Here is a 17979-nt window from a genome sequence, read left to right as displayed (position 1 = left end):
ACACGCTGCTTGAGCGCCCGCCTCATGACCGTGCGGGGGGCGTCGCGGGCGGGGAGTGGTTCAAAGTCTGGCCTCCAGAAGGGTTCGGACCCGGATCAGCAGTGCTATGTCCGGGTCGGCGGCGGTGAGCGGGAGGGCGGTGGTCCTCGGCCCGGACCCGGCCTGCGCCGGTACGGACGGAGCCGTCGGAGCACGCGGAACCGTCGGAGCGGGCGGCGGGGGCGGCGCCGCGCGGCCGGTGAGCGCGGCGAGCGCCGCACCGGGAACACGCCGGTGCAGACCGCGGGGCCCCCTCGGCACCGGCACCGTGCCGACCGTCCCGACGGCCGGGCCCGGTCCGGGCCCCGGCCCGACCCCCGCCGCGCACCCGGCTCCGGACCCGACGCCGAGGACGGCACCGGCTCCGGCTCCGGCTCCGGCTCCGGTCCCGGCGAGCAGTCCGGTGGCGGCGAGGCGGCGGACGTCCGCCGTGGTCGCGAACGCGGACCGGCCGAGCAGCCGGGCCAGCTCCGCGGCGGTTCTCCGCCCGTCCGCGCGGTCCAGCAGCTCGTACTGGCGCCGGGTCGGCGGGCGCACCCGGCGGGCGTGGCGCCCGGGGGCGGGGGCCTGGGCGGCGGTCCGGCGCAGCGGCACGGTGTCGAGCTGCGCCGAGGGCCAGATCCGGTCGAGCAGGTGCCGCCGCCGTTCGGCCTCGCGGCGGAGCCGGTGGGCGCCGACCGCGGCCACCGGGCCGAGCCAGTGCCGCATGCCCGGGGCGAAGGTCCAGGAGGCGAGGGTGGCGGGGGTGTCGAGCAGGAAGCAGGCGGCGTCGTAGAGGGTGCCGAGGTGGCAGAGTTCGAGTTCCCCGCGGGTGAGCCGGCCCTGTTCGACCAGGGCTTCGCCGACCCGGGCGTACGGGCCGAAGCGGTGGACCGCCTCCTGCCAGGTGTCCGGGTCGAGCCGGCCGCTGGTGGTGAGCAGGGTGGCGAGGTCGGGTGCCCGGTCGGACTCGGCGTGGGTGACCAGGCCGTCGACGAGGTGGACGGTTCCGGCGGGGCCGCGCAGGGCCCCGGTGGCGCGTTCGGCGGCGAGCCGTTCGACGGCCGCGCCCGGGGTCCAGCCGGGGTCGACGGCGACCGGGAGCACGGGCGCCACCGGGCCGGCCGGTGGCCGGAAGCCGACCTGGGTGCCGGTGGTGACGGCGGGGTCGGTGGTGGCGGCGGCGGGGTCGCTGGTGACGGGGTTCGTCATCCGAGCACCAGTTCCTCGGCGAGCGACTGGAGCCGGTAGCGGGCGCCGGCGAGGTTGCCCTCGGCCCGGTCCAGCCAGAGGTGCAGGACGAGGCGGCTGTCGAAGACGGTATCGATGAAGCAAAGCAGGTGGTAACTGCGGCCCGCGGTCAGGATGATGTCCTGCAACGGTGCCTTGCCGTCCTCCGCCGCGGTGAAGGTGGCTCCCTCGACGGCCGCCCGGACCAGGTCGGTCGCCTCCGCCGCCGTGGTGTCGTGGTCGCCGGTCGGACTGACTCCGACGCTGCCAAGGGCGAGTCCGCTGCTCCAGTCGATCAGACCGGCGGCGCGGGCCCCGGCGATGGCCATCGCCTGGGACAGGCACTCGTCGATACCCGGCACTCGGGCTCCTTCGGAGGGGTTCGGGGAGGAAGCGGCGCAGGCCACGGCGCAGGGCGTGGCCGTCGGGCGCCGACCGGACCGCCACCACGAGTGGCGGGTTCGACACGGAAGGCTACTGCCGGAACTCGTACGACGAACATTCCAATGGCATATTCACACCACAACCCGGTGTTTTCGGCCATCCTTTGACGCCTCGTCAGCTCGGAAGGCCCGCCATCGCCGCTGCCCGGACGCCCGTACGCGGTACGAACGGACGATCCACCTGGCACGGCACCTTGGCCGATTGTCGGCCACGTCGATGGGTTTCGAGCCACGAGTGCGATAGGACCGAAGGCGGCCGGACCGCCCGGACCACCCGGACCCTAGGACCGCCCGACCGCCCGCACCCCAGGGCCGCCCGGGCCGCCCGGACCCCAGGGCCGCTCCGGCGCAACACGAAGAAGCGGCCGCCCCCCGAGGGGGACGACCGCTTCCGTTGGAGCGCCAGGCCCGGGTCGCACGGACTCTCCCTACTGAAAGTAGGGCGTGCTCTGGTAGCACCGCTGACGCATGTTCGATCCGATCCGATCCCCGCTTCGCGAAGATCGTTTCCTTTCGACGTGATGAACAGTAGCAGGCGATCGCGCCTGGTCAGAAATCGGTCCACCGACCCCCGGCCCGGATTCCCACCCGCTTCTTTATTCGTATAGGTGTTCGATTCCAGGCGTAGGCTGGAGCCATGAGCAGCACCGCCGCCGTCCACCGCCAGCCGTCCCTGTTCGACGACCCCGGGCCGGCCGGTCCGGCCCTCGGGCCGCTGACCGGGGTGCGCCGGGAGCTCCTGGGGGCGGGCGCCTGGGTGGACGTGCTGCCCGGATGGCTGCACGGGGCCGACCGGCTGTTCGAACAGCTGGCCGCCGAGGTGCCCTGGCGGGCCGAGCGCCGCGAGATGTACGAACGCACCGTGGACGTCCCCCGCCTGCTCGCCTCCTACCGGGAGGACGACCCGCCGCCGCACCCGGTGCTGGGCGCGGCCCGGGCGGCGCTGAGCGGGTACTACCGGCCCGAGCTGGGCGAGCCGTTCCGCACGCTGGGGCTCTGCTACTACCGGGACGGCCGGGACAGCGTGGCCTGGCACGGCGACCGGATCGGCCGCGGGGAACGCGAGGACACCATGGTGGCGATCCTCTCCGTCGGCGAGCCCCGAGCCCTGCTGCTGCGGCCCCGGGGCGGCGGCGCCCCGGTGGTGCGGCACCGGCTGGGGCACGGCGACCTGCTGGTGATGGGCGGCTCCTGCCAGCGGACCTGGGAGCACGCGGTGCCCAAGACGGCCCGGCCGGCGGGGCCCCGGATCAGCGTCCAGTTCCGGCCGCGCGGCGTCTCCTGACACCCACCGCGAAGGCCGGCGCTACCGCCCGGCCAGAGCCGCCCGCAGCCTGGCGATGTCCTCGGCGTCCTTCGCCCGCCGGGGGCGGCGCGGGTCCCAGACCGGCATCATCCGCTTGATCTCGATCTGCGCCTCGGCGGCGACCACCGGGCAGACCAGCCCGTCGAGCCGCCCCGGCGGCCCGGCCAGCAGCCCGGCCGGCCAGGCCGTCCCGGCCCAGGGCCCGCCGGCGGCCAGCACCCGGCCGTCCGGCGCGAGGTCCACCAGGGCGAAGCTCGACTCCAGGCCGTCCTTGACGAAGTCCAGTTGCTGTTCCGGCGGGGCGCCCGCCAGCGGCGCGTAGCCGAGGCCGCCGAGGCCCGCTGTGAGCGCGGCGGCGTCGGCGGCCGGGGCGAACCAGTCGATGTCCTCGTGGTCACGGGTCCGCGCGCCGAGGAAGAAGTCCATCGCCCAGCCGCCCCGCAGCCAGACACGTACGCCGAGACGGCGGGCGAGGCCCACCGTCTCGGCGATCTGCGCGAGTTGCCCGTCGGCACGTTCCCGGTCCATGGACCCCACCTCCACGGGCCCGGACGCTACACCCGCCGCAGCCCCTCCGTCGCGGCGCTTTCCGCCGGGGACCGACCCTGCCGGCTCAGTCCTTGACGGCGCCGGCCAGTCCGGAGACCAGCTTGCGCTGCACCGCGATGAAGAAGATCAGCACCGGCACGGTCATCAGCGTCGAGGCCGCCATGATGCCGCCCCAGTCGTTCTCGTCCGGCTTGAAGAACACCAGCAGCGCGGAGGGCAGGGTCTGGTTCTCGGTCGCGCTGATGATGAAGGTCTTGGCGAAGACGAAGTCGTTCCACGCCGCGATGAAGGAGAACACGCTGGTCGCGGCCAGCCCGGGGGCGACCAGCGGCAGCAGCACCGTCCAGAGGATCCTGGTCCGGCTCGCGCCGTCGATCTGCGCGGCCTCCTCGATCGACACCGGCACCGCGGCGACGAAGCCCCGCATCATCCAGATCCCGAACGGCAGCGAGAAGGCCAGCTGCACCAGGATCAACGAGGCCAGGGTGTTGAGGCCGATGCCCGGCGCGAACCGGCCCGCGTCGCGGAACATGAAGAACAGCGGGATGGTGAGCGCCTCGACCGGGATCATCTGGGCGATCAGGAACATCACCATGATGGTGGTGCGGAAGCGGAACCTGAACCTGGTCACCGCGACCGCCGCGAGGAAGACCACCAGTGCGGACAGCACCACCACGGACAGCGCGATCACCAGGCTGTTGACGAAGTACCGCCCGAAGCCGTCCACGCTCAGCACCTGGCGGAAGCTCTCCAGGGTGGGGTGGGCCGTCCACGGCCGGGGGTCGAGCGACTGCACCTCGCCCTTCGGCTTGAAGGCCGACAGCACCATCCAGAAGATCGGGAAGGCGGTGACGACGGCCACCAGGAGGGCGGTGGTGTTGGCGCCGAGGCGCCAGCGGCTACGGGCGTTCACAGTTCGTTCCCCGTCCTGCGCAGCGAGCGGATGTAGAGGACGGTCGGGATCACCAGGACCAGCAGCATGATCACGCCGATGGCCGCGCCCAGCCCGTACTGGGAGGAGGCGAAGGCCTTCTGGTAGGCGTAGACGTTGAGGACGAGGTTCTGGCCGGCGATGCCGCCGCCCTCGGTCATCACATAGATCTGGGTGAAGACCTTGAAGTCCCAGATGACCGACTGGATCACCACGATGGTCAGGATCGGCCGGAGCATCGGGGCGGTGATCCGGCGGAAGGTGGTCCAGGTGTTGGCGCCGTCCAGCGCCGCCGCCTCCAGCACCTCGCCCGGAATCGCCCTGATGCCCGCGTAGAGCGTCACCATGACGAACGGGAAGGAGTGCCAGACGACGACGGCGCCGACGATCAGGAACGCCGTCCACTTGTCGTAGAACCAGTTGAACTCGTGGAAGCCGTCCAGGCCGATGCTCACCAGGGTCTTGTTGACCAGACCGAGGTTGGTGTCGAACAGGAAGCTCCACACCGTCGAGCCGGTCATCGCCGGCGCCGCCCAGGCCGCCATCGCGGCGGTGGTCAGCACCAGCCGGGGCACCCGGCCCACCCTGGTCAGCAGCACCGCGAGGGTGGCGCCGACGGCCAGGGTGGCGACCACGCAGAACGCGGCGAATCCGAGCGTCTGCGACAGCACCGACCAGAACTGCCCGTCGCTCAGGATCTTCCGGTAGTTGCCGAGGCCGACGAAGCTCGTCGGCACGCCGCCGGAAGCCTGCGCCTGTCCGAAGTTCAGGACGGACAGCAGACCGAGCTGGTAGATCGGGTAGGCGACCAGCGGGATCATGACGACCGCCGCCGGCAGCAGGAGCAGCAGTGGGGTACGGCGGCGGCCGCGCGGGGGCGCGGCCGCCGCGGCGCCCCGGCGCCGCCCGCTCGGGGAGGGCGGCGCCGCCGGGGCGGTCGTGGTGGGTGCGGACACGTGCGGGACCTGCTCTCTGGATTCCCCGGGGCCGGGCTCAGCGGGCGGCGAAGGCCGAGGTGATCTGCGTGGCGGCGTCGCCCGAGGCCTTGGCCACGTCCGCCTTGCCGGTGACGACCTGCTGGAGCATGGTCGGGATGACGGCCTGCGCGTCGATCTGCGCCCAGGCCTGGTCCAGCGGGACGAAGCGGGTGCCGGCCGCGATGGTGTCGGTGAACGGCTTCAGGAAGGCGTCCTTGGCCGCGACCTTGGCGTTGACCGACTTCAGGGTCGGCAGGTTGCCCATCGCGTCGTACATCTGCTCCTGGTAGCCGGGGCCGGCCAGCAGCTCGGCGAACTGCACCGCCAGGGTGCGGTGCTTGGCCGCCTTCATGACGCCGAGGTTGTTGCCGCCGGCGAAGGCCGGGGCGATGCTGCCGGCCTTGGCACCGGGCAGCGGGACGACCGCGTACTTGTCCTTGGCCGCGCCCGCGTCCACCTTGCTGCGGCTGGAGTTGGGCAGGATCGCCATGGCGGCCTTGCCGGCCGCGAACAGGTCGACGGTCTTGCCGCCGGTGAGGTCGGCGCACTGCTGCGCCGGGCAGCCGGCCTCGTCGAAGAGGTCGGTGTAGCGCTTCACCCCGGCCTGCGAGGCGGCCGAGTCGATCGCCGCCTTGAACTTGTCGCCGTCCTTGGCGGCGATGTCGCCGCCCGCGTCCCAGACGAAGGGCAGCGCGCCGAAGGTGTACTTGCCGCCGATCGCGATGCCGAAGGTGTCGGCGTGCGCGGCGTGGATCTTCCGGGTGGCGGCGACCAGCTCGTCGTAGGAGGTCGGCGCGGCCAGTCCGGCCTCGGTGAACAGGTCGGTGCGGTAGTAGAGGGCGCGCACGCCGACCCACCACGGCAGGCCGTAGGTCTTGCCGTCGAGCACGGCGGTCTTGGCGATCGCCGGGTCGAGGTCGCCCTTGGCCGTCCAGCCGTCGAGGTCGGCGCCGATCTCGGCGAGGCCGCCGGCCGCGACGTAACCGGGCAGGTCGGTGTTGCCGAACTCGACCAGGTCCGGGGCGCTGTTGGGGTCGTTGAACGCGCCCTTCATCTTGGCGGCGCGGGCCGAGGCGTCGGTGTCGATGTAGCTGACGTTGACGGTGACGCCCTGGTGGGCCGACTGGAACTCGGTGACCGCCTTGGCGACCACCGCCTCCTTGGCGGCGTTGCCGGCCTCGTTGTACAGCCAGACCTGCAAGGTGCCGGTCTTGTCGTCGGCGGCCTTCTCGCCGGCCGGTACCGCGGTGCCGGGCGAACAGGCGGCGGCGGCGAGACAGGTGGCGGCGAGGACGGCGGCCGCGGTGGTCCGTCTGACGATGCGCATGGGTGGGAAGCCTCCCCTCCCGACAGCTGCCGCCGGGACGCGCCGTCGTGGACGGGCACGTCGCAGCAGGCCCTGACCGGGGCCGATGGTGGATGTGGGGGTGGTGACGCGGGTGGGTACGGCAGTGCGGCCGCTCGTCTGGGCGGCGTCGCCTGCTCGATGCCAGGGACGTTAGGCGGGGGCGCGGACGCCCAACAAGAGCCGATTCGGGAAGTTTTGCAGTGCACAACGCTGTATCGAAAAAGCGGCCCGCATGCCCGTAGGGGGTACGGTTCGACAACCGCCGCAGTCGGACGGCGGAACGAGAGGGGAACGGACCGATGACGGAGCAGACCGCCGCCACCACCGGGAAACCGCGGAAGGCGGCGGGCGAGCGCAACCAGTCGTCGTCACTGCGCCGCGCACTGTCGGTCCTCGGCTACGTCCGCGACCACGGCGACGGGCGCGGCGTCCCGCTCGCCCAGCTCGCCGAGGCGCTCGACCTCAACAAGTCGACCGTGCTGCGGCTGACCGGCCCGCTGCTCGACGAGCACCTGCTCGACCGCGACCGGGAGACCGGCTGGTTCCGGCTCGGCCACGGCTCGCTCCGGCTCGGCCAGGCCTACCTGTCCACCCTCGACCTGCGCAGCGTCGCCGCCGAGCACCTGCGCCGCCTGCAGCGCGAGGCCGGCGAGACCGTCCACCTCACCGTCTGGCAGGCACCCGGCATCGTCTACCTGGACAAGGTCGAGGACGAGACCAACGTCCGGATGGCCTCCCGGGTCGGCAGTCGGGCCCCGGCCTACTGCACCGCCACCGGAAAGGCGATCCTGGCCTGGCTCCCCGAGGAGGCGGTCACCGAGGTGGTCGCGGCCGGGCTGCGCCCGGTCACCACCTGGACCATCTCCGACGAGCCCCGCCTGCGCGCCGACCTGGCGCGCATCCGCGCCCGCGGCTACTCCATCGACGACCGCGAGAACGAGCCCGAGGTCCGCTGCGTCGCCGCCCCGATCTTCGACCACACCGGCGAGGTCACCGCCGCCCTCTCGGTCTCCGGCCTCACCTCCCGGATGACCGCCGCCCGGGTCCGCGCCCTCGGCCCGGTGGTCGCCCAGGTCGGCCTGCGGATCTCCCGCGAACTCGGCTCCGACCGCCCGGTCGGGTGACGCGGACGGGCCCGCGCCGGCGTCCGGACCCGGGAACGGTCCCGCGGGCGGGGAAGGCCCGGAAAACGCGAACGGGCCCGGTACCTCTTCAGGTACCGGGCCCGTTCGACCGTGGAGCGCCAGGCCCGGGTCGCACGGACTCTCCCCGCTGAAAGCGGGACGTGCTCTGGTAGCACCGCTGACGCCTGACGAGAGATCATTCCCTCGCGACAGGAAGAACAGTACCAGTCCGGAACACCCGCCCGAACCGCAGGAGAACCACCCATGTCCGTCACGATCCCGGCCGAGACCGTCGAGTACGCCCCCGGCCGGTTCCTGGACGTCCACCGCCCGCCGACCGGCCCCGCCGGACCCTGGCCCGTGCTCCTCCTCTGGCACGGGAAGGCCCCCGACTCCCGGTTCGAACTCGCCCCGCTCGCCCGGGAGGCGGCCGGACACGGCCTGCTGGTGCTCACCCCGGACTGGCGCTCCGACGCGGAGGACAGCGGCCGCGCCGACCTGCTGGCCTCGCTGGAGCACACCCACCGGCACGCGGCCGACCACGGCGGCGACCCCGCGCTCGGCCTCGTCCTGGCCGGCTGGTCGATGTCCGGCCGGGAGGCGATAGCCCTCGCCACCCACCGCGACCTCCCCGAGGACCGCCGCCCCACGGCGGCCGTCGGCATCGCCTCCAGCTACGCCCGCCCGGCGGTCACCACCGGCGAGGCGCCGCTCGCCGCCCTCGCCGACCGCCCCTCCCCCGTCCCGCTGTTCCTGGTCCACGGCACCGGGGACGACCTCGTCCCCGCCGACACCACCCGGGCCCTGGACACCGCCCTGCTGACACCGGCGACCGAGTTCCTCCAGCCCGACACCGACCACGCCGGCGTCGTCCTGACCGAGTACGACCCGGCCCTCGGGCACTGCGTCGCCGCCCGCGCACCGCACGCCGTCGAGGCCGGCCGTGCCACCGCCGCGCTGCTGGCCCGCGCCGCCGGACTCCCGGCCCGGGGCTGACGGGAGCGGGCCCGGCAACGGGCCCGCCTCTCGGACCGCTCTCCGCCTCCGGGAGCACATCCAGGAACACATCCGGGAACGGGAAGCGAACGGGAAGCAACGGGGAACGCGAACGGGCCCGGTACCTCTTCAGGTACCGGGCCCGTTCGACCGTGGAGCGCCAGGCCCGGGTTGCACGGACTCTCCCCGCTGAAAGCGGGACGTGCTCTGGTAGCACCGCTGACGCCTGACGGGGGATTCTGTTCGTTTCCCTCGCGACGAAGAGAACACTACCAGGTCGGAGCGGGTGCGCCGGACCACGAACGAACACCGCCACCGAACCGCCGCGCCGTCACAGCTTCATAACGTCATGTCAGCTGAGTGGATGTGACATTGCACATATCACATCATGCTCACCATGAGAAAAGTCCTCACCTTACTGTCCGCCGCCACCGCCATCGCCGTCCTCGGCGGATCCGCCGCCGTCGGCGTCGAGCCCGGGGCCGACGGGCTCGACGACCGGAGCGTGCTCTCCGACACCGGCCAGGGCACCCTGGCCTGGAGCTCCTGCGAGGACCCGGCCACGCCGGCACTCCAGTGCGCGATGCTCGACGTCCCGGTGGACTACTCCGAGCCGCGGGGGCGCAAGATCAGGATCAAGCTGAACCGGCTCCCGGCCACCGCGCCCAAGGACAAGCGCCAGGGCCCGATCCTGCTCAACCCCGGCGGCCCCGGGAACTCCGGCCTCTGGATGCCCGCCTTCATCGCCGGACAGATCCCGGCCGACGTCGCCTCCACCTACGACTGGATCGGCTTCGACCCGCGCGGCACCAACGGCAGCGAGCCCCACGTCGTCTGCGACCCCGACTACTTCGACGCCGAACGCCCCGACTACCAGCCGGACCAGGGCACCGCGAAGGCCTGGCTCAAGAAGGCCGCCGGCTACGCCTCCGACTGCGCGGCCGACTGGTCCTGGCTGCTCCCCCACATGACCACCGTCGACAACGCCCGCGACATGGACAGCATCCGGCGCGCACTCGGCGAGCCGAAGATCAACTTCTACGGCGGCTCCTGGGGCACCTCGCTCGGCTCCACCTACGGACAGCTGTTCCCGTCCCGGGTGCGCCGGATGGTGCTCGACAGCATCGTCGGCCCGACCACCACCTGGTACGAGCACAACAAGCTCCAGGACAAGGAGCACCAGCGCCGCTTCGAGGCCTTCACCGCCTGGACCGCCAAGGCCGACTCCGTCTACCACCTCGGCACCGACCCCGCCGACATCCAGCGCGCCTACGACCAGGTCGAGGCCGCCCTGCGGACCGACCCGCTGGACGCCGCCCCGGCCGTCGGGAAGATCGGCCCCGCCGAGTTCGAGGACACCTTCTACGGCGGCGGCTACAACTTCCTCCGCTGGCCCCGGATGGCCACCGTGCTCTCCGCGTACGTCACCCAGCACGACACCCGGCCGCTCGCCATCGCCTACAACCGCTACGCGGCCCCCGGCGCCGACGACGGTTCCTTCCCCGCGTACAACGCGGTCCAGTGCACCGAGAACGCCTGGCCGCGCGACTGGGAGTACTGGAAGAAGGACCAGGCCAAGGTGGACGCGGTCGCGCCCTTCTACACCTACAACAACATGTGGTACAACGCCGCCTGCATGTTCTGGCCGTACGAGGGCAACCGGGCCGGCCGGCTGAAGATCACCGGCAAGAGCCTGCCGCCCGTGCTGCTGTTCCAGTCCACCGAGGACGGCGCCACCCCCTACGAGGGCGGGCTCGCGATGCGCGACGCGCTGCCCAGCGCCAAGCTCGTCGTCCAGGACGGCGGCAGCTTCCACGAGATCCTGTTCCACGGCAACGCCTGCCTGGACGACACCTTCACCGCCTACCTCCGTGACGGCAGCCTGCCGAGCGGCAAGGGCCGGATCGCCAAGACCTGCGCCCCCGGCGCCGAGCCCGCCCCGGTCTACGTGACCCCGCCCCCGGCCGCCAAGTCCCTCACCGGGGCGGCAGGTTCGCCCGACGCGGCGCCGCTCTCCCCGACCGACCCCGAGGCCGTCCGGGGCGTGCTCCGCTGACGGCGCGCTGAACGAGCGCACTATGACGGAAACGCGAACGGGCCCGGTACCTGAGAAGGTACCGGGCCCGTTCGACCGTGGAGCGCCAGGCCCGGGTTGCACGGACTCTCCCCGCTGAAAGCGGGACGTGCTCTGGTAGCACCGCTGACGCCTGGCGAGGGATTGTGTTTCTCTCCCTCGCGACAGGAAGAACACTACCAGGTCAGAACGGGTGTCCGAACCACGGGGAAAGGGCGGGTGACTGCGGGTCACTCGTAGACGACGTCGCCGGCGAGCGTGAAGCCGAGGTCCTGGAGGCGGCGGGCGGTGTCGGCCGGGGAGTGCCGAACACCGGCCTCGCCGAGCACGTCTGCCAGTGCGAGGGGGCGATCTGGACTCGGTGCGACGCCGCGTCTGGCTGACGCGAAGTGCTCGGCACTGTGCGCTGCCACCATGCCTGGTGGCAGCGAGTGGCCAAGGTCCGCCAACCACGCGGCGACCTCGTCGGGCGCTTCGCCGAGGTCATCGGCGGCGGCCAGCACGTGCCAGATCTCGGCCGGTTGGCCGGGCTTCAGCCAGGGCGCCTGGCAGTCCCGTCCCTCGCTGAGCAGCAACAAGTCAAGGGTGTCCACCTTGGCAGGCAGATCGACGCCCTCCGGCATCCTGTGGCCGAGCCCGACCAGTCGGGCCGCAACCTCGGCCGGCGGAAGGTCCAGTCTCGCCGCGACCCGGAGAACGTGCCCAAGAGGCACTGGCTCGTCAACCGACAGCCATGGCGCCCGCCAGTCGAGTTCAGCGCTGAGCATCAGGAGGTCGTCCGACAGTACCCGCTCGGGCACCCCGGCACCGTCCGGCAGGCGGTGCCCGATCTGTGCGAGGCGGTCGACCACCATCGTCGGTGGGCATTCCAGTTCGGTAGCACACCAGAGGACATGACCCATCGACGCCTGAGCACCGACCGTACTCAGTTCAGGCTCAAGGCCCTCGTCTCTGGACCCAAGGAACACCACATGGTCGTAGTCCGCGAAGTCCGGAATCCGAACACCGTCCGCCACGCGGTGACCGAGTTGTTCGAGTCTGGCCACGACAGCCCCCGGCTTCAGCCGAAGCTGGTCGGCAGCCGTCAGAACGTGCCAGGCCGAGACCACCTCTCCGTCTTCCAACCACGGCCGCCCGGAGTCGAGGTCACGACTCAGCAGGAGGAGGTCGTTCTTCTCGACGCTCTCCGGAAGGACCGTGCCCTCGAAGGGGTGCCCCAGCTCGGCCAGCGCACCGGCCACCTCCTGCGGGGAACGCTTCACGCTCGCGGCCATTGCCAACACGGTCGAGAGCCGCACCGACTCCCCGGGGGCCAACCACTCCGGCCTGACATCCTCCCGCCCGGGCAGCAACAGGTCGTCCGCGCCGGACGGCACCGGGAGGGCCACATGGTCGACCCATCCGACGCCGAGCACACGCAACCGCTCGACCACGGTCTCCGGTTCCAGGCCTAGCCTCCGAGCGGCAAGAACAACGTGTCCGAGCGGCACGGGCTCCACGGGGTCGAGCCAGGGGAAGGTCCCGTCGAGATCACAGCTCAGCATCGCGAGATCTACGTCGTCAACCTGTTCCGGGACCGGCTGCCCCTCCCGCAGGACGTACCCCAGCTCCGCCAGTCTGGCGGCCGTCCCGGCGACACTGCGGCCCGTCCGCCGGGCGACCGACAACACGTGCCCCAGTGGCACCGGGCGCGCCGGATCTACCCACTCGCCGTTCTCCAAGTACCAGGGCTTCCGGCCACGAGACCGTTCGGACTCCCATTTCAGGAGGCCCTCATCGCTGGGTCTGGCAACGGGGAGCCCGCTCCCGCCGACCACGGTCACACCGGGGATGCCGCCGGCGACGGTCAGGGAGAGGATCCGCCAATTCACCACGTGCTCAGGTACACCGGACCGATGGCCGATCGAGGTGGGCCGGGACCAAGGCTTTCCGCGTTCCGGCAGCAGACCCGCGTCGGCCGGGAGGCAGCCCACAGCGGTGATGTCCACCTCCAGCTCGTTGACCACCCACGGCCGGTACTCGTGCGCGATCGCCGCCTCCAGGACGGCATCGGCGAGGCCCAGGTGATGCTGGGACAGCGTAGAGAGCCATTTGTGGTCGAGCATCGTGCATCCCTGGCGCAGCAGCGCCGGAATCTGCTGGTACAACAGCTGGAGCGCATGGGCGGCGTTGTAGCCCAGGATCCGAGTGCGATCGACGGTCAGCCTGGGAGCCTGAGCACCACTCAGGTCGATCACGGCCCCGTAGAATCGCAGGCCCGCCCATAGACCGTCGGCCAGGATGCCGCCCCAGCCACCGGTCCACCACACGTCGGCGCGGTCCGTGACAGCGACCCTCACGTCCTTCCCCCGCACCGTACCGTCGTCGTTCGGGTCCTCCGCCCCCAAGGGCGCGAACGGCGACAGCACCCCCGCCTCCCACTCCAGCCGCTCCCCCGAGTCCTCCGCCGTCACGTCGTACGGCGCGATCCACAGCAACCGCCCCAACAACCCCGTGCAGGACGGCGCCGTCTCCGGGTTCCGCAGGTGCAACCGCACCACGGTCCCCGCGTCGCGCCCCCGCCCCAGATTCCGGATGCGGAAGACCGATCCCGGGCCGGCGATGTCCACCTGGAGGCGGTCGCCCGGGTGGCCGTCGCGGTCCAGGCGGCAGGTGGTGACCGAGATGTCGTCGGCCATCATGAAGTAGCTCAACACGCCGATGCCGAAGCGGCTGTTGGGGTGGAACTCAATGCCCTCGGCCCGCCAAGCCGCTTGCTCGTCGAGGAACTCGGGTAGGTCGGCGAAGCGCATGCCCGCGTACGAGAACACCTCGCGCAGTTCGCGCTCGCCCATGCCGATGCCGTTGTCCCGGCACTCCAGGTAGGCCTGGCCGCGCTCGTCCACGCCCCGGTGGAAGTCGATCCGGCCCGTCCACGCGGGCACCTGCGGGTCGTGGCGGCGGAGGTAGGTGGTGCGGGCGTCCCGGTAGCGGCAGGCGTCGAGCGCGTTCTGGTACAGCTCGCGGATCGCCAGCGCCTGGTCGCCGTAGAGCTGCTCCCCCATCAGGAGTTCCTGGATCCGGTCGTCCGCGAGCCGGAACCGCAGGTCGGTGGACTCGTAGATGGGACGCCCCCGCTCGTCGGCGGCGGCGTGGACCTGGTCGGCGGTCGCGTGGACCGGCAGGTCCTGGAGCGGGGCGAGCTGGGGGTCGGCGCCGGCCTGGAGGTCGATCGCGCCCAGCAGGGTGTCCAGCGCGGCGGTGTGCTGACGGAGCGCCAGGCCGACCGCGGGGTGGTGGCAGGCGGCGGTGAGCACCCTGGTCCGGCCGCGCGGGTCCCAGCGCGCGCCCTGGACCGTGCCGTGCAGTTCGGCGAGGTCGACCGCGTAGGAGATGCCCAGGTGCTCCACCACGACGTCCGGCAGCCGCAGCGGGTCGACGGCGAGTTGGTGCGCGACGGCGAGCAGCGCGCCGAGCAGTTCCTCCCGGACGTACTGCTCCGCCTCGGTGGCGCCGGCGAGTTGGCGGACCGGGCGGATCGCGGTGGTGTCGTAGGAGGTCCGGAGCGAGCGCAGCAGGCTCGGGAGCGCGTCCAGGGCGAACAGTTCGGCGACCAGGTCCCGGTCACCGGGTGCCGTGAGGTGCTCGGTGAACGCGTCGACCGGTCCGCAGAGGGCGGTGAGGACGTTCTCGTGGTGGCCGCCCGGCCTGCCCGCCAGCCACTGGCGGAACAGCCACCAGGCGATGCCCGCGGCGCCCGCCGGGTCGCCGCCGCGCTCGGCCTGGGCGGCGCGCCGGACCAGCCGCGCGCGGCCGGTGGCGAACTGCTCGTAGCCGGCCCGGAGCGGGGAGGGAGCGGCGGACGGTGCCAGGTCGGTGGGCCCGACCGGCAGCGCCTCGACCGCGACCCGGTTCGCGCAGGCCACATGGGCGAAGGGCGCGGCCACCAGCAGCGCCGCCTCGGCCGGGGCGAGCGCCAGCTTCTCGGCGTTGAGCACCTTCGACAGCAGCCAGCCCAGCCGGCCGGACATCCGCTCGGCGAGGTCGGTCGGCCGCCACGGGTCCTCGGCCAGGGCCCGGTCGTCGGCGGACGCCAGCGGGGCGAGCCGTTCGACCAGGGCGGTCACGGCCGTGCGCATCGCCTCCGCGCCGGGGCCGTCGGCCACCTGCCGCCAGGCCGGGTGCTCCCGGGCCCGGACCACCCAGGGGTGCTCCCCCGCCGCGCCGGCGGGCTCCCGGTCCGGCCGCTCGAACAGGACGAAGCCGTCGAGCTCGCCCTCGGCGCGGACCCTGACCTGCTGGCGCGGGCACTCGTGTTCGCCCGTGAGCGCGTCGACGGCCGTCTGGAGCTGCTCCTGGAGGTCGGCGAGGGTGCGCGGGCCGGTCTCGCTCGCCACCACGGTGCTGAGCGCGCGCGAGAAGAGGCTGAACGTGGTCCCGCCCGCCGTGGCGTAGCGGGCCCGTTCGCCGGGCGAGCAGGCGTAGACGTGGCAGTAGTGCCGCCGCCCGACCCGGCGGACCTTCGCCTCGGACCAGCCGACGGCGTTGCCGCTCGGCGCCATCTCCCGCATGACGATGCCCTCGCGGCAGGCGTCGACGAGGACGGCCACGTCGCCGGCCGGGCTCTGTTCGACGTAGGGGGCGAAGTCGAGCGCCAGGCACTTGCCGCGGAAGTCCCGGGCGCTGGTGAGCGCGCCCTTGGGGACCAGGTAGTCCGTGCCGTCGTGGTGGATGCCGTGGCCGCTGAGGTAGACCAGCAGCGTCTGACCGGCGGCGGCCTGCTGGAAGAAGGTCTCGACGGCGGAGTCGATGCCCTCCCGGTCCGTCTCGTCCGACTCGTGCACGACCACCTCGTAGCCGGCCGAGGACAGCGCCTCCTCCAGTTCGACGAGGTCGTCCCGGACGAACGGGAGGTCGGTGATGTGCTCGTCACGGTACTTCGGCACGCCGATCAGCAGTGCCCGGAAGGATGCCCTCACCGTCCGCTCGTCGTCCGCGCCGGCGGGCCGATCGTCACGACCGCGTGCTTCGCCTGCTCGACCAACGCGTTCCCCATCCCCAGCGGCTGTCAGCGAGATGACACATCATAGGTCGCTCGCCCGACCGCCCACCCGGGCCCAGCGGTCGTCAGGCCGCGAGGTCGTAGCGCCCGCCGGGGCGCGGGCCGCGCGGGGCCGTGAGGAGGGCGGCGGCGAGGGCGGCCGCGGTGAGGAGGAGGACGTGGGCGGCCTCGGCGGCCGGGGCGGAGAGGTCGAGGACGCCGTGCCGGTGTTCGACGAAGCCGTTGTGGAAGAGCCAGGCCGCCGGGCCGATCAGCGCGGCGGCGGCGGGACGGGAGCGGCCGCCGACGGCGGCGCAGAGGGCGGCGTAGGCGGCGAGCGCGACCCAGGTCGGGCGGAGCTCGCCGAGGACGGCGAGGACGGGCAGCAGGGCGGCGGAGGCGGTGAGGGCGATCGCGGCGGACATCGAGGGGGTCGGACGGGCGGTCACACCGTCACCGTCAGCCGGGTCCGGGGGTGGCGCTCCATGGCCTCCAGTTCGCGCTGGAGCGGTGGCTTCGGGACGGCCAGCACCGGGCACACGGCGTGCCGCACGCAGTAGGCGGTGATCGACGGGTGCAGGGCTCGGGCGAGCAGGCCACGGGGGCCGGCGCCCAGGACGAGCAGGTCGTCCGGCCGGCCGGCGCAGCGGACCAGGGCCTGCCCGGTCTCGCCGCGGACGGCGACGCTGCGCAGCCGGACGCCCGGCCAGGTGCCGCCGAAGGCCTGGTCGAGGGCCTCGCGCAGCCGGGTCGCGGCCGCGTCGCGGCAGGCGGAGAGCAGCGGCGGGCAGGGCGAGCGGCGGTAGCCGAACTCGCCGCCGACCGGGGTCCAGCAGTGCACGGCGAGTACCTCGGCGTCGAGCCGGCGGGCCTCGGCGACGGCGCGGTGCAGGGCGGCGAGGCTGCCGAGCGAGCCGCTGACGCCGACCACGATCCGGCCCCGGCCGTCGTCCTCGGGAACCCCGGTCGCACTGGTGAGGTCTGTCGGCTCGTCCGCCATGGTGCTGTCCGTCCTCGCGGGTGGTGGCTGGTGCTGTCGGGTCCAGCCAAGCCGGGGAGGAGGAGGACGGGCGGTTCGTTGACGGAGCCCTGACGCGGGCGGGGCCGGTCCGTACGGGTTCCTGACGCGGGGGCGGTCAAGCGGTGGGTGGCGCCTCCGCCCGCGCGTCGACCGCCCAGAGTTCGGCGAACATCCGGTCCAGCCGCTCCTCGCCGACCGGCGGGACGGGCAGCGGGTGGGCGGCCCGGACGCGGAAGCCGTCGAGCAGCAGCGCGAGGTGGCGGCGCCACAGGTCGGGGCGCAGTTCGGTGACCGCGGGCAGGGACCGGCAGAGCGCGCCGAACGCGAACAGCAGGTCCGTGGTGACGACGTCGGCGCGCATGGTGCCCTGCTCCTGCGCGCGGGCGACCAGCGAGCCGACCGTCGCGGCGTTGCGACGGCTGATCCCGAACAGCCCGGGCGCGGTCGGGGAGACCCGGGTGACCAGGTCGTTGATCCCCCGGTCCGCGGCGACCAGTGCGAGGATCCGCTCGAAGTACCCCTCGATCGCGCTCCAGGCGTCCTCGGTGGCCAGCGCCTCCGCCCCGGCTTCGGCGACCAGGTTCGCGGCGTTCGCGAAGACCTCGCCGACCAGGGCGTGGCGGGTCGGGAAGTGCCGGTAGAGGGTGGCGTTGCCGACCCCCGCCTCCTTGGCGATCTGGTCGAGCGGGACGTCCAGCCCGTGCCGCGCGAACAGGTCGCGGGCAGTGGCGAGCAGGAGGTCGCGGTTGCGCCGCGCGTCGAGCCGCAACCGCGCGGGGGGACGAGGGCCACCCTCGGGACGGCCCGGAACGCCGGGACCGTCGGGAGCGTCGAGGCCCGTCCTGCTCACTGCCATGCCCCGACCCTAACAACGCGGGAGGACGCCGCCCGACCGGCCCGGACGGGTGGCCGGGACACCACCGGTGGAAGAACAGGTGGTGG

The 17979-nt window shown here is 72.9% G+C and carries 14 protein-coding genes; 4 read left to right on the top strand and 10 right to left on the bottom strand.

The window, feature by feature from the left end:
* Positions 1–60: 60 nt before the first annotated feature.
* The gene (locus ACW14Y_RS34195; protein ID WP_456984658.1) at positions 61–1230 is read right to left on the bottom strand and encodes a hypothetical protein; all 1170 of its coding nucleotides are present in this window, start codon (positions 1228–1230) and stop codon (positions 61–63) included.
* On the bottom strand, positions 1227–1610 hold the full coding sequence (locus ACW14Y_RS34190) for a hypothetical protein (RefSeq protein ID WP_030396327.1): 384 nt from the start codon (positions 1608–1610) through the stop codon (positions 1227–1229). Before ACW14Y_RS34190 ends, ACW14Y_RS34195 begins: the two co-directional genes overlap by 4 nt.
* Before the next feature lie 718 nt (positions 1611–2328).
* Between ACW14Y_RS34190 and ACW14Y_RS34185 the strand changes: the two genes are divergently transcribed.
* Complete coding sequence (locus tag ACW14Y_RS34185; RefSeq protein ID WP_380307087.1) at positions 2329–2976, top strand: alpha-ketoglutarate-dependent dioxygenase AlkB; 648 nt, start codon at positions 2329–2331, stop codon at positions 2974–2976.
* 21 nt (positions 2977–2997) lie between these two features.
* On the opposite strand, the gene ACW14Y_RS34180 is transcribed toward ACW14Y_RS34185, so the two are convergent.
* From ACW14Y_RS34180 to ACW14Y_RS34165, 4 genes are all read right to left on the bottom strand, one after another.
* Complete coding sequence (locus tag ACW14Y_RS34180; RefSeq protein ID WP_456984657.1) at positions 2998–3525, bottom strand: nucleotidyltransferase domain-containing protein; 528 nt, start codon at positions 3523–3525, stop codon at positions 2998–3000.
* 85 nt (positions 3526–3610) lie between these two features.
* Positions 3611–4459: a carbohydrate ABC transporter permease gene (locus ACW14Y_RS34175; RefSeq protein ID WP_030396330.1), complete on the bottom strand. Its 849-nt coding sequence runs from the start codon at positions 4457–4459 to the stop codon at positions 3611–3613.
* The gene (locus ACW14Y_RS34170; RefSeq protein WP_266273141.1) at positions 4456–5433 is read right to left on the bottom strand and encodes a carbohydrate ABC transporter permease; all 978 of its coding nucleotides are present in this window, start codon (positions 5431–5433) and stop codon (positions 4456–4458) included. The genes ACW14Y_RS34175 and ACW14Y_RS34170 overlap by 4 nt, the downstream gene beginning before the upstream one ends.
* Before the next feature lie 37 nt (positions 5434–5470).
* Positions 5471–6781, bottom strand: a complete 1311-nt coding sequence (locus ACW14Y_RS34165; protein WP_380313087.1) for an extracellular solute-binding protein — start codon at positions 6779–6781, stop codon at positions 5471–5473.
* Between the two features lie 320 nt (positions 6782–7101).
* Here ACW14Y_RS34165 and ACW14Y_RS34160 point away from each other — a divergent pair, with 320 nt between their 5' ends.
* The 3 genes from ACW14Y_RS34160 to ACW14Y_RS34150 all read left to right on the top strand — a co-directional run bounded on the left by ACW14Y_RS34160 (position 7102) and on the right by ACW14Y_RS34150 (position 10978).
* The gene (locus ACW14Y_RS34160) at positions 7102–7926 is read left to right on the top strand and encodes an IclR family transcriptional regulator (RefSeq protein WP_380392550.1); all 825 of its coding nucleotides are present in this window, start codon (positions 7102–7104) and stop codon (positions 7924–7926) included.
* A gap of 264 nt (positions 7927–8190) precedes the next feature.
* A complete protein-coding gene (locus ACW14Y_RS34155; protein WP_402724119.1) occupies positions 8191–8922 on the top strand; it encodes an alpha/beta hydrolase family protein in 732 nt (243 codons plus the stop codon).
* Positions 8923–9319: 397 nt separating this feature from the next.
* Positions 9320–10978, top strand: coding sequence for an alpha/beta hydrolase (locus tag ACW14Y_RS34150; protein ID WP_456984656.1), 1659 nt, complete (start codon positions 9320–9322; stop codon positions 10976–10978).
* 248 nt (positions 10979–11226) lie between these two features.
* On the opposite strand, the gene ACW14Y_RS34145 is transcribed toward ACW14Y_RS34150, so the two are convergent.
* From ACW14Y_RS34145 to ACW14Y_RS34130, 4 genes are all read right to left on the bottom strand, one after another.
* A complete protein-coding gene (locus ACW14Y_RS34145; RefSeq protein ID WP_456984655.1) occupies positions 11227–15954 on the bottom strand; it encodes a wHTH domain-containing protein in 4728 nt (1575 codons plus the stop codon).
* A gap of 148 nt (positions 15955–16102) precedes the next feature.
* On the bottom strand, positions 16103–16465 hold the full coding sequence (locus ACW14Y_RS34140; protein WP_456984654.1) for a hypothetical protein: 363 nt from the start codon (positions 16463–16465) through the stop codon (positions 16103–16105).
* A complete protein-coding gene (locus ACW14Y_RS34135; RefSeq protein ID WP_456984653.1) occupies positions 16462–17016 on the bottom strand; it encodes a universal stress protein in 555 nt (184 codons plus the stop codon). The genes ACW14Y_RS34140 and ACW14Y_RS34135 overlap by 4 nt, the downstream gene beginning before the upstream one ends.
* Before the next feature lie 136 nt (positions 17017–17152).
* Positions 17153–17893 (bottom strand): TetR/AcrR family transcriptional regulator, encoded by a 741-nt coding sequence (locus tag ACW14Y_RS34130; protein WP_380311609.1) that lies wholly within the window; start codon positions 17891–17893, stop codon positions 17153–17155.
* Positions 17894–17979 lie beyond the last annotated feature (86 nt).

It is taken from the genome of Kitasatospora sp. cg17-2, from assembly GCF_054031055.1.
This window is presented reverse-complemented; position numbering and strand designations above follow the sequence as displayed.